11 protein-coding genes and 1 other RNA gene are annotated in these 12628 nt (G+C 67.0%); 4 read left to right on the top strand and 8 right to left on the bottom strand.

Going from position 1 to position 12628, the window contains the following annotated elements:
• Nucleotide 1 precedes the first annotated feature (1 nt).
• From ACK4ZD_RS04790 to ACK4ZD_RS04780, 3 genes are read left to right on the top strand one after another with little or no spacing between them, the layout of a single operon-like run.
• Entirely contained in the window at nucleotides 2–1387 is a 1386-nt protein-coding gene (locus ACK4ZD_RS04790) for a multicopper oxidase family protein (protein ID WP_409659323.1), read from the top strand.
• A gap of 25 nt (nucleotides 1388–1412) precedes the next feature.
• Nucleotides 1413–1907, top strand: a complete 495-nt coding sequence (locus tag ACK4ZD_RS04785; RefSeq protein WP_409659321.1) for a cupredoxin domain-containing protein — start codon at nucleotides 1413–1415, stop codon at nucleotides 1905–1907.
• Nucleotides 1908–1961: 54 nt separating this feature from the next.
• The gene (locus ACK4ZD_RS04780; protein ID WP_409659319.1) at nucleotides 1962–2960 is read left to right on the top strand and encodes a hypothetical protein; all 999 of its coding nucleotides are present in this window, start codon (nucleotides 1962–1964) and stop codon (nucleotides 2958–2960) included.
• An 11-nt stretch (nucleotides 2961–2971) separates the two neighbouring features.
• Here the strand turns inward: ACK4ZD_RS04780 and ACK4ZD_RS04775 are convergent, their stop codons facing one another.
• The 6 genes from ACK4ZD_RS04775 to ACK4ZD_RS04750 form a co-directional block, all read right to left on the bottom strand.
• On the bottom strand, nucleotides 2972–4072 hold the full coding sequence (locus tag ACK4ZD_RS04775) for a PA0069 family radical SAM protein (protein ID WP_409659317.1): 1101 nt from the start codon (nucleotides 4070–4072) through the stop codon (nucleotides 2972–2974).
• Between the two features lie 227 nt (nucleotides 4073–4299).
• Nucleotides 4300–5256 carry an NAD(P)H-dependent flavin oxidoreductase gene (locus tag ACK4ZD_RS04770; RefSeq protein WP_409659315.1) on the bottom strand — a complete coding sequence of 319 codons (957 nt, stop codon included), beginning with the start codon at nucleotides 5254–5256 and terminating at the stop codon, nucleotides 4300–4302.
• Between the two features lie 15 nt (nucleotides 5257–5271).
• The gene (locus ACK4ZD_RS04765; RefSeq protein WP_409659313.1) at nucleotides 5272–7062 is read right to left on the bottom strand and encodes an acyl-CoA dehydrogenase; all 1791 of its coding nucleotides are present in this window, start codon (nucleotides 7060–7062) and stop codon (nucleotides 5272–5274) included.
• A gap of 126 nt (nucleotides 7063–7188) precedes the next feature.
• Nucleotides 7189–8121 carry an electron transfer flavoprotein subunit alpha/FixB family protein gene (locus ACK4ZD_RS04760; RefSeq protein WP_409659311.1) on the bottom strand — a complete coding sequence of 311 codons (933 nt, stop codon included), beginning with the start codon at nucleotides 8119–8121 and terminating at the stop codon, nucleotides 7189–7191.
• Between the two features lie 11 nt (nucleotides 8122–8132).
• The gene (locus tag ACK4ZD_RS04755) at nucleotides 8133–8882 is read right to left on the bottom strand and encodes an electron transfer flavoprotein subunit beta/FixA family protein (RefSeq protein WP_409659309.1); all 750 of its coding nucleotides are present in this window, start codon (nucleotides 8880–8882) and stop codon (nucleotides 8133–8135) included.
• A 659-nt stretch (nucleotides 8883–9541) separates the two neighbouring features.
• A complete protein-coding gene (locus ACK4ZD_RS04750) occupies nucleotides 9542–10255 on the bottom strand; it encodes an MgtC/SapB family protein (protein WP_409659307.1) in 714 nt (237 codons plus the stop codon).
• Nucleotides 10256–10578: 323 nt separating this feature from the next.
• Between ACK4ZD_RS04750 and ffs the strand changes: the two genes are divergently transcribed.
• An RNA gene (gene ffs / locus ACK4ZD_RS04745) (signal recognition particle sRNA small type) lies at nucleotides 10579–10676 on the top strand.
• A gap of 97 nt (nucleotides 10677–10773) precedes the next feature.
• On the opposite strand, the gene ACK4ZD_RS04740 is transcribed toward ffs, so the two are convergent.
• Together ACK4ZD_RS04740 and ACK4ZD_RS04735 are read right to left on the bottom strand one after the other, a co-directional pair.
• Complete coding sequence (locus ACK4ZD_RS04740) at nucleotides 10774–11991, bottom strand: DUF6708 domain-containing protein (RefSeq protein WP_409659305.1); 1218 nt, start codon at nucleotides 11989–11991, stop codon at nucleotides 10774–10776.
• A partial coding sequence (locus tag ACK4ZD_RS04735) for a DUF6708 domain-containing protein (RefSeq protein WP_409659303.1) occupies nucleotides 11988–12628 on the bottom strand: 641 nt, incomplete at its 5' end. The genes ACK4ZD_RS04735 and ACK4ZD_RS04740, both read right to left, overlap by 4 nt.

Genomic DNA, 12628 nt, shown 5'->3' with positions numbered 1-12628 from the left:
CATGCAAGCTTCCTCTTCCCGACGCCGATTCTTTGCCGGTGCTGCCGGCGCCGTGGCCGGTCTGGCCGTGGCACGCTCGGCCCTGGCCGCCCTGCCCGAACCGGTGGTCCAGACCTCGCCCCAGACCGCACCGCCGCTGGTGCCGCCCAACGGCCGCCCTTACAACCCGGTCGTCACGCTCAACGGCTGGACCCTGCCGTGGCGCATGAACAACGGCGTCAAGGAATTCCACCTCGTGGCCGAACCCGTGGTGCGTGAGGTCTCGCCCGGCTTCCACGTCAACATGTGGGGCTACAACGGCCAGAGCCCGGGCCCCACCATCGAGGTGGTCGAGGGCGACCGGGTGCGCATCTTCGTCACCAATCGCCTGCCCGAACACACCAGCATCCACTGGCATGGCCAGCGCCTGCCCAACGGCATGGACGGTGTGGCCGGCCTGAACCAGCCGGCCATCCCCGTGGGCAAGACCTACGTCTACGAGTTCGAGGCCCGCCGCCCCGGCACCTTCATGTACCACCCTCACGCCGACGAGATGGTGCAGATGGCCATGGGCATGATGGGCTTGTGGGTCACCCACCCGCGTGCGAAGCACCCGTACATCAGCGAGGTCGATCGCGACTTCTGCTTCCTGCTCAATGCGTTCGACGTGGAGCCAGGCAGCAAGACGCCGCGCATCAACACGATGCTCGACTTCAACATCTGGTGCTTCAACAGCCGTGTGTTCCCGGCCATCGACACGCTCAACGTGCGCTTGAACGACCGCGTGCGCATCCGCGTGGGCAACCTCACGATGACCAACCACCCCATCCACCTGCACGGCCACGAGTTCCAGGTGACGGGCACCGACGGCGGCCCCACACCGCCGAGCACGCGCTGGTACGAGGTGACCACCGACATCGCCGTGGGCCAGATGCGCCAGATCGAGCTCATCGCCGACGAGGAAGGGGACTGGGCGCTGCACTGCCACAAGAGCCACCACACGATGAACGCGATGGGGCATGATGTGCCCACGATGATCGGCGTGGACCATCGCGGCCTGGTGCGCAAGATCCAGAGCATCGTGCCCGACTACATGCTGATGGGCGAGCGCGGCATGGCCGACATGGGCGCAATGGAAATGCCCCTGCCAGACAACACCGTGCCGATGATGACCGGCCAGGGACAGTACGGCCCGCTCGAGATGGGCGGCATGTTCACTGTCTTCAAGGTACGCCGCGACCAAAAACCCGGCGACTACAGCGACCCAGGGCCCTTCAGGCATCCGCCGGGCACCGTGGCCTATGAATGGACGGGGGCGCCTCCCGCTGCCGTGCGCGCCGACTCCCCACCGCCCGGCCCGCCCCCGGCCCGCGCGGTCAAACCTCATGGCAAGGGCCATGCCCACTGACACCCCCGTTCAAGGAGACCCCTCCATGCAGAATGTCGCTCATGCCCTCGCCCTGGCGGGCCTGCTGCTGGTGCCAGCGGCGGCCGCTGCGCACGGTGACCGCCACCATGACGGCCGCTCCGGCCCCGTGGTGATGGAGCAGAAGCCCTGGGGCATTGCCGGTCAGGCCAAGGCCGTGAAACGCACGATCGAGATCAAGATGACCGACGACATGCGCTTCACCCCCGCCGAGATCGAGGTCAAACGGGGGGAAACGATCCGCTTCATCCACCACAACAGCGGCAAAGTGATGCACGAATTCGTGCTCGGCACTCGCCGGGAGCTCGAGGAACACGCCGCGCTGATGAAAAAGTTCCCCGACATGGAGCACGACGAGCCCTACATGGCCCATGTGCCCCCGGGCAAGACGGCCGAGATGATCTGGCACTTCAACCGCGTGGGCGAGTTCGAATTCGCCTGCCTGCTACCCGGCCACTTCGACGCCGGCATGGTGGGCCGCATCCGCGTCGTGCAGCGCTGAAGAAGGCTCAGGGCGCATCGGCTTGGCCTATAGTGGGGATGCCCTGCGCATCCCATGGACATCCCGCGACCCCACCCACCCGAATTTGCGCCTTCCCGATACGCGGCCCCACGCCGCTGGACCCTGGGGTGGCTGGCCGCGCTGATCCCGCCCTCGGTGCTGGCCGGTGAGAAGCCCCCCGAACCCGTCTCGCCCATCGTGGAGGCCGCCTCCTCGGCCCGGCAGTCCCTGCGATCCACCGCCGAATGGCTGGCACGCGGCGTGGACAGCTGGTTCGGCGACCGCCCCTTCGAGGACGGCGGCTCGGTGCGCCACGGGCGCTTCCAAGGGCGGCTGCTGTTGCGCGAGGGACAGTCACCCGACCTCGGAGCCCGCTTCAACGCCAGCTTCCGCCTGCCCAACATCGAACGGCGCACCACCCTGTTCTTCCTGGGGAGAGACGATCCTCGGGACGTGGTGACGGACCAGCCGCAGGCCCTGACCCGCGAACAGCACCTGCAGCGCGAAGACTCGCGCCGCGATGCCTTCTTCGCCGGCCTGGGTGTGGACGCCGGTGGCGGTTTCGACATCCGCGTGGGCCTGCGCGGCGGCCCCAAGCCCTACGCACAAGTGCGCTACCGGCACCAATGGCAACTCAGCCCGGTCAACCGACTGGACTTTCGCGAAACCGTCTTCTGGACCCGCCACGACCGCGTGGGATCCACCACGGCCCTGTCGTACGAGCACGATGTCAGCGCCAGCCTGGTCGGGCGCTGGCTCAACGCGGCCACCTACACGCAGCGTAGCCAGCGCTTCGAGTGGTCGAGCAACCTCGGTCTGTACCGCTACTTCGACCACCAACGCCTGCTGTCCACCGAAGCCCTCTTCCGCGGCCACGAAGGAGGAGGCGTCAACGTCGAGGAATACGGCCTGCAACTGAGCTGGGAACAACCCCTGCACGAAGACTGGCTGCTCGGTGAAGTCTCCCTGGGCCACTTCCGTGAACGCGAGACGGCAGCCGAACCGCGCCGAGGCCTGTGGGCCCTGGGGCTGGCGCTGAAAATCCGGTTCTGATCCCCCCTGCTTCAGAACAGCTCGGCCTGGCGCTCGTCCCCAGGGGGCCGGAAGGCCGTCGTGTCCAAGGGCGGCGCATGGCGCGCCAGCCCGGCGCGGGCACAGGCCTTGTCGACGCGCTGGGCGATGAGCTGCGCCCACGGCCCCTGGCCTTTCATGCGCGAGCCGAACTCGGCGCGATAGTCTCTCCCGCCGCGCAGGTCACGCACCCTTGCCATGATGCGCTCGGCACGTCCGGGCACGTGCTCCTGCAGCCACTGCTGGAACAAGGGGTTCACCTCCCAGGGCAGACGCACGACGGTGTAGTGGATCGATGTGGCCCCCGCGTCGGCAGCGGCATCGATCAACCGCTCGATCTCGGGCTCGTTCAGGAAGGGAATGATCGGCGCGACATTCACACCCACCGGCACGCCAGCCTGGGCGAGAGTGCGCACCGTCTGCAACCGCCGATGCGGTGCCGCCGCACGCGGCTCCAGGCGCCGACACAGCGCGCCGTCCATCGTCGTCACGCTCACGAAGGCCATGGCCCGGCGTTCGGCCGCATCGGCGGCGATCAGGTCGAGGTCACGCTCCACGCCCGAGGACTTGGTGACGATGGTGTATGGGTGTCGGCAGCGGTGCAGCACCTCCAGCACCGCCCGCGTGAGCCCCAAGCGACGCTCGATGGGCTGGTAGGCATCGGTGGCCGAGCCGATGTTGATCGGGCTCACCCGGTGCCCAGGCCGAGCCAGTTCATGCACCAACACCTCGGCCGCGTTCACCTTCGCCACCAGCTTCGTTTCGAAATCCAGCCCGGGCGACAGGTTCAGATAACTGTGCGTGGGCCGGGCGTAGCAGTAGATGCAGCCATGCTCACACCCCCGGTATGGGTTGATCGACCACTCGAAGGGGATGTCGGGCGAGTCATTCGGGCTGAGCAGCGAGCGCACGCGCTCCTCCATCACCTCGGTGCGCGGCACCGGGGCCGCTCCATCGGCAGCGGACTCCGCCTGCACCCCGGAGCCCCATCCATCGTCAAACCATTCGCGCTCGCTGGTTTCGAAACGATGGGCCAGCCGCCAGCCCGTGCCACGGCCCTTGAAGACCAAAGGGCGGGAAGGAGGGGCGGCCATGGGATCTAGAGTACTGTACAGAATTACAGTATTCTAGATTGTCGGCGCCTGCGCAAGGGCCTGAGCCACCCAGCCTTCCCGCCCCGGTTCACTCGGGCCGGTCAACGCCCCAGCGAGCCACACGAGCCTTTGGCGCTGGCAGCTCCTGATCGCTGAAGGGGCGCGCAGTCCTGGCGAGACGCACAGGCATGCCTGCCCCCCTCGCCAGTCAGGCTCGTGCGGCGGCGTCAGGCCGCACACAACTGCGCCTTGGCGGCCAGGTACTCGCTGCGCAGGCGCTCGATGAAGACCCGCGCGGGCACCACTTCCTTGATGGCGCCCACGCCCTGCCCGGCGCCCCAGATGTCCTTCCAGGCCTTCTTCGCCCCTTCGCCGCCGAAGTTCATCTTGCTCGGATCGCTCTGCGGCAAGGCATCCGGATCCAGGCCGGCACGCACGATGGAGCCGCGAAGGTAATTCCCATGCACCCCGGTGAAGAGGTTGGAGTAGACGATGTCCTGACTGGTACTCTCGGTGATCATGCGCTTGTAATCGTCCACCGCCCTGGCTTCCTCGGTGGCAATGAAGGCCGAACCGATGTAAGCAAAGTCCGCCCCCATCGCCCGCGCGGCCAGGATGGCACGGCCATTGGCGATCGAGCCCGACAAGGCCAGCGGGCCGTCGAACCACTCGCGGATTTCCTGCACCAGCGCAAAGGGGCTGGTGGTGCCCGCGTGGCCTCCGGCCCCGGCTGCCACGGCAATCAGCCCGTCGGCGCCTTTGTCGATGGCCTTGTGGGCGAAGGTGTTATTGATGATGTCGTGCAGCACGATCCCGCCCCAGCGGTGCACGGCATCGTTCACGTCCGTACGCGCGCCCAGCGAGGTGATGATGATGGGCACCTTGTACTTCTCGCACAGCGCCATGTCGTGCTCGAGCCGGTCATTGCTCTTGTGCACGATCTGGTTGATCGCAAAGGGAGCGGCCGGACGGTCCGGATGCTGTCGGTTGTGGGCGGCCAGCGTCTCGGTGATCTCGGCCAGCCACTCGTCGAGCTGAGACGCCGGGCGCGCATTGAGCGCCGGCATCGAGCCGACGACGCCCGCCTTGCACTGCTCGATCACCAGCCGGGGATTGCTGATGATGAACAGCGGCGAGCCGATGACCGGCAGCGGCAGGTTCTGAAGGACGGTGGGCAATGGCACGGGATTCTCCTCGACTCAGAAAGCTTCGATGTCCAGGCCCATCACGCTGTCGGCCCCTTCGACGATCGCGTCGCGCGCGGCCGGCGCCTTGGCCAGGATGTGCTCGGCATAGAAGCGCGCCGTGGCGATCTTCGCCTGCATGAAGGCGGTGTCCTCGCCGGCGGCCAGCCGGTCCTCGGCCACGATCAGCGCACGCGCGAGCTGCCAGCCGGCCACCACATTGCCTGCGAGCATCAAGTAGGGCACGCTGCCGGCGAACGCGGCGTTGGGGCTCGTCTTGGCTTGGCTGACGATGAAGTCCACCACCTGCACGAAGGCTTCACGGGCGGCTTTCAGACGCCTGAGCACCGCGCGGGCGGCCACACTGTCGCGGCGGGCCAGTGCGGCCTCGGTGGCCTCGATCTGCCCTGCGATCGCCTTGGCCACCTGGCCGCCGTCGCGGGCCGTCTTGCGGCCCACCAGATCGTTGGCCTGGATCGCCGTGGTCCCTTCATAGATGGGCAGGATGCGCGAGTCCCGGTAGTGCTGGGCCGCGCCGGTCTCTTCGATGAACCCCATGCCGCCGTGCACCTGCACCCCCAGGCTGGTCACCTCCAGGCTCATCTCGGTGCTGTAGCCCTTGACCAGCGGCACCATGAACTCATAGAAGGCCTGGTTCTGCCTGCGCACTTCCGCATCCGGGTGCGCGTGAGCGGCGTCATAGGCCGCCGCGGCAGTGATGGCCATCGCGCGGCAGCCCTCGGTGTAGGCCCGCATCGTCATCAGCATCCGACGCACATCCGGATGGTGGATGATGGGCGCGCTGCCCGGCTTGGAACTGTCCACCGGGCGGGACTGGATGCGCTCCTTCGCATAGGCCGCAGCCTGCTGATAGGCCCGCTCGGCCACCGCGATGCCCTGCACGCCCACGGCATAGCGGGCTGCGTTCATCATGATGAACATGTACTCCAGGCCACGGTTCTCCTGGCCCACCAGGTAGCCCACGGCCCCGCCATGGTCTCCAAACTGCAGCACCGCCGTCGGGCTGGCCTTGATGCCCAGCTTGTGCTCGATGCTCACGCAGTGCACGTCGTTGCGCTCGCCAAGCGTGCCGTCGGGCTGGACCAGGAACTTCGGCACGATGAACAGCGAGATGCCCTTCACCCCCTCGGGCGCACCGCTCACGCGGGCCAGCACGAGGTGGACGATGTTCTCGGCCATGTCGTGCTCACCGTAGGTGATGAAGATCTTGGTTCCGTAGAGCTTGTAAGTACCGTCCGGCTGCGGCTCGGCACGCGTGCGCACCAGGGCCAGATCCGACCCCGCCTGGGGCTCGGTGAGGTTCATTGTGCCGGTCCACTGCCCCGAGATCATCTTGGGGATGTAGGTGCGCTGCTGCTCGGGTGAGCCGGCCGTCAGGAGCGCCTCGATGGCGCCATCGGTCAGCAGCGGGCATAGCGCAAAGCTCAGGTTCGCGCTGTTGATCATCTCGATGCAGGCCGCGCCGATGGTCTTGGGCAGGCCCTGGCCGCCGAAGTCGGTGGGGTGCTGCAGGCCCTGCCAGCCGCCCTCGGCGAACTGACGGAAGGCTTCCTTGAAGCCTGGCGTCGTGGTGACCTGGCCGTCCTTCCAGGCGCTCGGGTTGCGGTCGCCCTCCACGTTGAGCGGCGCCACCACGCCCTCGTTGAACCTGGCGCATTCCTCCAGGACGGCCTGGGCGGTCTCCACGCCGGCGTCCTCGAAACCGGGCAGCTTCGCCACCTCGGCCAGGCCGGCCAGTTCTTTCATGCAAAACAGCATGTCCTTCACGGGGGCACGGTAACTCACGGCATCTCCTCGCTTGTCACTCAACGGACAACTTGTGCACCAGGCGGAAAAAAGACCCGTGGCCTGTGCAGGGGGCACACGGGTCCCGCGGGCCGCGACACGACGGCGTCACGGCCCCTGTCGGCTTCACAGGCTCTTGACCAGCTCCGGCACGGCTTCGAAGAGGTCGGCCTCCAGGCCGTAGTCGGCCACGGAGAAGATCGGGGCCTCGGGGTCTTTGTTGATCGCCACGATCACCTTGGAGTCCTTCATGCCCGCCAGGTGCTGGATCGCCCCGCTGATGCCGGCAGCGATGTAGAGCTGCGGCGCCACGATCTTGCCCGTCTGGCCCACCTGCCAGTCGTTGGGCGCATAGCCCGCATCCACCGCCGCGCGGCTGGCGCCCAGCGCCGCCCCGAGCTTGTCCGCCAGCGGGGTGAGCACCTCGTTGAACTTCTCGCTGGAGCCCAGCGCCCGCCCGCCCGAGACGATGATCTTGGCCGCCGTCAGTTCGGGCCGGTCGCTCTTGGTGACCTCGCGGCCCACGAAACTGGACAGGCCGGCATCGCCGACCGGGGCAATGGGTTCGACGGCCGCGTTGCCGCCGCTGGCCGGCGCGGCATCGAAGCCGGTGGTGCGCACGGTGATGACCTTCACCGGGTCGGCGCTTTGCACGGTGGCGATCGCATTGCCCGCGTAGATCGGGCGCTCGAAGGTGTCAGGGGCCACCACCTTGGTGATGTCGGAGATCTGGGCAACATCCAGCTTGGCGGCCACCCTGGGGGCGGCATTCTTGCCGTGGGCGGTGGCCGGGAAGAGGATGTGGCTGTAGCCGCCAGCCACGGCCAGCACCTGGGCGGCGATGTTCTCGGCCAGCTGCTCCTCGAGCTGAGGCGCATCGGCGTGCAGCACCTTGGCCACCCCGGGGATCTGGGCTGCCTGCCGCGCAGCTTCGCCCACGTTGTGACCGGCCACCAGCACATGCACGTCCGACCCACAGGCCAGCGCGGCCGTCACGGTGTTGAACGTGGCCCCCTTGAGGTTGCCGTGCTCGTGTTCTGCAATGACAAGAATGGACATGACGGGGCTCCTCAGATGACCTTGGCTTCGTTCTTGAGCTTGCTGACCAGCGTGGCCACGTCGGGCACCTTGACGCCCGCGCCTCGCTTCGGGGGTTCGGCCACCTTCAGGGTCTTCAGCCGCGGGGCCACATCCACCCCGAGGTCGGCCGGCTTGAGCACCTCCAGGGGCTTCTTCTTGGCCTTCATGATGTTGGGCAGCGTCACGTAGCGCGGCTCGTTCAGGCGCAGGTCGGTGGTGACGATGGCCGGCAGCTGCAGCTTGACGGTCTCCAGGCCGCCGTCGACCTCGCGGGTGACGACCACCGCGCCGTCGGCCACCTCCACCTTGCTGGCAAAGGTGCCCTGGGGGCGGTCCAGCAGCGCCGCCAGCATCTGACCGGTCTGGTTGCAGTCGTCGTCAATGGCCTGCTTGCCCAGGATGATGAGCTGGGGCTGTTCCTTTTCGACCACGGCCTTGAGCAGCTTGGCCACGGCCAGCGGCTGCAGCTCGGCGTCGGTCTCCACCAGGATGGCGCGATCGGCACCGATGGCCATCGCCGTACGCAGCGTTTCCTGACACTGCCCCACGCCGCAAGAGACCGCTACGATCTCGCTGATCACCCCCTTCTCCTTCAGACGGGTGGCTTCTTCCACCGCAATCTCGTCAAAGGGGTTCATGCTCATCTTGACGTTGGCGATGTCCACCCCCGTGCCGTCGGACTTCACACGTACCTTGACGTTGTAGTCGACGACGCGCTTGACTGCGACCAGTGCCTTCATGCGACGCTCTCCTTCGGATTGACGTAAACGTAACATCCCATTCTATGGTGCAGTGCACAGCCAGACTGTTGTTCAGGCGACAAGCGCTTCCGGGTTAACCCTAGAGTCGCAGATCGTGCACAAAATAGAACGATCGTTCGATTTTGCGCATTCTAGCGGATCGCCCCCCAGGGCCGTCCAGTGGCCCAGCCTAGAGTCGGGTCTCCAGGCCCCTTGTTCACTGCCGCGGCGGCCGCCCCCTGAGCGCCCGTCTCCCGGCGCATGAGCGCCGACAAGCATGCATCCCTTGCAAAGACATCCCAGGCTAGACTGCGGCGCATCAACAGCTTCTTGCGCAAGCTCAGGGAGCCGACATGGAGGTGCTGGGGTGCACGCATGCTCCCTGGGTCGCGCCTGAGATTCAGCAGGCACTCGGACGCCACGTCGGGCTCATCGACACGGCCCCGTCCGTGGCCGACAGGCTGCTCAGGTGCCGGCCCGTCTTCGGCAGCGGTGGGATCAAGGTAACGCGTCTTCCACCGTAAAGCGTTGACGCCCGCGGCGCCGGCGAGGTCTTGCAGCGCTTCGCCCGGCGCCACCCGCCCGCGCTGGACTGGCCCCTGCGTAAAGCACGGCCCGCGTGACCAGCGCCGATCGCCCTGCACGAGGGCCACGCAGCCTCAATCGCCTGCAGGCGAGAGACGAAACTCCTGCACCGTGGGCAACGCCGTCAGCGCGGACGCGAGGCGTGACAGGCTCTCGCCGGCCTGGGTGCGCACGACCATGCGGTACTCGAAGACCGTGCCTTCGGCCTCGAGCCGGTAGGTGAGGTTCGCGATCGAAAAACCATGAACTTCCAGCAGATGGCGCAGTTCATCCTCCGGCATCACGCGATCCCGCGCAAAACGCACGCTGAAGTGGGCATGCTGACGGGTCGGCATGCGGCCTTCGATCAGCCGAAACACCGCCAACACCCCGAGGGTGATGACCGTGGCCAATGTGGCCGCGAAGAAGAAGCCCACGCCGATCAGGATCCCCACCGCGGCCGTCACCCAGATCGATGCCGCCGTGGTGAGACCGCGCACCGACAGCCCTTCCTTGAAGATCACCCCGGCACCCAGGAAGCCAATACCCGTCATGATCCCCTGGGCCATGCGAGTCGGGTCGATCTGGGCCCGCGCGGCTCCGGGGCCGACAAACCACTCGGCGTGGTAGACAGTGATCAGCATCAAGAGACTGGAAGCCAAGCACACCAAGGTATGGGTGCGAAAACCCGCCGGTCGCCCGTGGTAGCTGCGCTCCAGGCCGATCAGCCCTCCCGCCAGCACAGCCCCCAGCAGATGAATGCTGATCTCTCGGTAGACAAAGGGCACTGAGGCAAACAGGTCCGGCATGGTCGGCCTAGATCCGGCAGTTGGGCGCGCCCCCCGAGCGGGCCGGTATCGGCCGCGCTGGCAAGGCGTAAACCGCAGCGATGGCGGGTGCCGTCGCGAGGATTGGCAACACTGCTGGCGCGGTCAAGGCCGGCCCGCCCGGGTGCGCAGCGCGATCACCCGAAAGGTGAAGAGCATCGTGGCCCATTTCGTCAAGCGTCTCAAGACCTTGCATGCGCAGCAAAGCGATCAACTGCCGGATCTAGGTTCAGATCATGCCCAGCATCCATGGCCTCTGTCCAGCCGCACGGCGGGGCCAGCGGGCATGACCTACAATACGTGATGACGGGCCTCCCCGCATGGGAGCATGGCCAACCGGGTCAGGTCGGGAACGAAGCAGCCCTAACCATCGCGAACAGTGCCGGGGTTAAGGCTCGTCACCCTGCCCTATCGGCGCCACTCGAAGCGCTGCTGCGGCGCCAGTGCAATCGACTGGCTGCGGCTCATGGACTCGGCCCGAGCGCGCAGCGTCTTGCCATTCACCACCCCGCCCCTTTGCGCACCGGCTCTCCAATGGCCTGGCGCACCGCCTGCGGCCATTCGTACTCCCGCGAGGTATGCGCCACCAGCCACACGCCCGTGGCCTGGCCCCAGTTGATGGACAAGGGGATGTAGGGGGCTAGCAGAAAGATCGCAACAGCCGGGTCTTGCCACTTGGTGTACAGCACCGTTGCGATGCTCAGACCTGAAAGCGCAATCAAGTGATAGAACAAGGTGATCCCCGGGTGCTCCTTCCACCACCAGCCATAGCGCGGCCCGAAGGGGCCGGTGCGCCCGGCCGCTTGCCACCAGCTGGGCCGGTCGTCGCGGCGCTCGTCCAGCGGCTCGCTGGGGTGCGGCAGGTGCGGCCCGCGCTCTTCCATGAAGCGGCGAATGTGCTCCCACAGCGGGGCCACCATGGGCTCGGTCAGCGCCAGGCCCAGCGCCACCTGAAAGTGCCCGATCAGGGTGGGATCCTCAGCACTCCTGCGCACCGTAAACGCCAGCCGGTGGATACGCCGCGCCCCCGTGCCCGGGTTGGGCGCCACTTCGGTGTGGTGCTCGGCTTGCACCAGGTCCCAGTCGTACGCGCAGGCCTTCACCGGCCAGGGCTTGAGCAGGCCCCACAAGCCCGGGGCCACTTCGCGCTGCATCACGTACACCTTGCGGTGAGCGCGATCGAAGATCACCGGCAGATCCCTCGGCCCGCCCCACAGCATGCGTACCGGGGTGCCGACCATGTAAAGCAAAAAAAACAACGAGAAGGCGGCCATGAGCAAGCCACCGAGGAAAAAGAATGCTTGATAGCCTAAGCCGTCGATCGAGAATATGAACGGCCAGGTCATCGCCCCTCCCCCCCCCAACGCTCCTAAGCCACCGACCATCAACCCTATGGCCGCCTGGATCATCGGCATGCCTTCGAGCTCCTGGCGCATGGCCGTGAACTCGATGGCCTCGGGGTAGATCGCCTTGATCCACCCATACGCCTGCGGCCGCTCGGCGGCTCTTCGCTTTTTGTCGTAACGCCCCAGCGCCGGGCGCAGGCGCACGCCGCCGCGCTTTTTGACGTCTTCCACACTCGCGCTGCTGACCGCCACCCGGTCGCCCGCCGCGTAGATGGGCAGCACGTGCTGGCCGTGCTCGTACAGCGGCTCCAGTGCAATCGACTGGCCGCGGCTCATGGCATCGGCCCCAGCGCGCCGCGTCTTGCCATTCACCACCCCGCCCCTTTGCGCACCGGCTCTCCAATGGCCTGGCGCACCGCCTGCGGCCATTCGTACTCCCGCGAGGTGTGCGCCACCAGCCACACGCCCGTGGCCTGGCCCCAGTTGATGGACAAGGGGATGTAGGGGGCAAGGAGGGCCATAAAGGCAATCGGATGGCCACTCATCCTGACCCATCCAGCAATGAAGAGAGCAAGGCCCGGAATAGCAATCAAGTGATAGAACAAGGTGATCCCCGGGTGCTCCTTCCACCACCAGCCATAACGCGGCCCGAAGGGGCCGGTGCGCCCGGCCGCTTGCCACCAGCTGGGCCGGTCGTCGCGGCGCTCGTCCAGCGGCTCGCTGGGGTGCGGCAGGTGCGGCCCGCGCTCTTCCATGAAGCGACGGATGTGCTCCCACAGCGGGGCCACCATCGGCTCGGTCAGCGCCAGGCCCAGCGCCACCTGAAAGTGCCCGATCAGGGTGGGATCCTCAGCACTCCTGCGCACCGTAAACGCCAGCCGGTGGATACGCCGCGCCCCCGTGCCCGGGTTGGGCGCCACTTCGGTGTGGTGCTCGGCTTGCACCAGGTCCCAGTCGTACGCGCAGGCCTTCACCGGCCAGGGCTTGAGCAGACCCCACAAGCCCGGGG

This window comes from Caldimonas sp., assembly GCF_046291045.1.
GTDB lineage: Bacteria > Pseudomonadota > Gammaproteobacteria > Burkholderiales > Burkholderiaceae_C > Caldimonas.
This window is presented reverse-complemented; position numbering and strand designations above follow the sequence as displayed.